The organism is Mycobacterium sp. ENV421 (genome assembly GCF_002887815.1).
In the GTDB taxonomy this organism is placed as follows: domain Bacteria; phylum Actinomycetota; class Actinomycetes; order Mycobacteriales; family Mycobacteriaceae; genus Mycobacterium.
In genome coordinates, this window is the sequence record NZ_PDHO01000137.1 from 1 (window position 1) to 755 (window position 755).

The window sequence follows — 755 nt, forward strand, 5'->3', positions numbered from 1 at the left end:
CCCTCTTTGCCAGGCTGGTTGTGAGTCAGTTCGCGACCAGTTCTAGGAGGGTGTGTGTCGATTAGTCCGGGGTTCACGGCTGCGGAGATTCGTGAGTTTGTCGTTCAGTATCATCTGATGCCCCATGGGCAGAAGGGGTCCTGGCGTGCCGCCCAGGGGGTGTCGATCCGCCAATTGAGACGCTGGGAAGCGACGGTGTTCGCTGGTGATCTGGACCGGGGCCTGATTCCGCGAGAGGCTACCGGTGTGACGGTCCCCCCGGCGAAACGATCGGCGCTGGCGCAAGCGCAGGCGGCTAAACAGGAACGCGACGAAGCCGAGATCACTCGGCTGCAGGCGCGGGTGCGCGAGCTGGAAGCGACCAATGATGCGTTGGGAAAAGCTATCGGGCTCTTGCACGAGAGGAACGTCAACGAGCCCGACGCCACCCCGACGATCCAGGATCTCGACGATTCCTCGACCTCGAGAACGACCTCGTCACCGAGCTGACTGCGGTGATCGGGTCGCAACGCGCGGCGTTGGCCATGATCGAGCTGTCGCGCTCGACCTGGCATTACCGGTCCACGCCTCGCCCGCGGGTCGCCGACCCGGTGCCGCAGAAGGATCGGGCCTACCCCTCGCGCATCGGTGCCGCCGACCGGGCGGCGATTGAAGCCGCGATCATCGCTGGCTGGTTGGCCGGGGTGTCGGTGGATCAATCGTTCGCCACGGCCTGGGATGGCGGGGTGATGCTGGCCTCGCGGCGATCCTGGTGG

At 65.6% G+C, this 755-nt stretch carries 1 protein-coding gene and 1 pseudogene; both read left to right on the top strand.

What is annotated here, in order from left to right; genetic code table 11:
* The first annotated feature begins 117 nt into the window (after positions 1-117).
* Complete coding sequence (locus CRM90_RS30035) at positions 118-489, top strand: hypothetical protein (RefSeq protein WP_233209610.1); 372 nt, start codon at positions 118-120, stop codon at positions 487-489.
* A 5-nt stretch (positions 490-494) separates the two neighbouring features.
* A pseudogene (locus CRM90_RS30040) lies at positions 495-755 on the top strand (hypothetical protein); the annotation flags it as partial.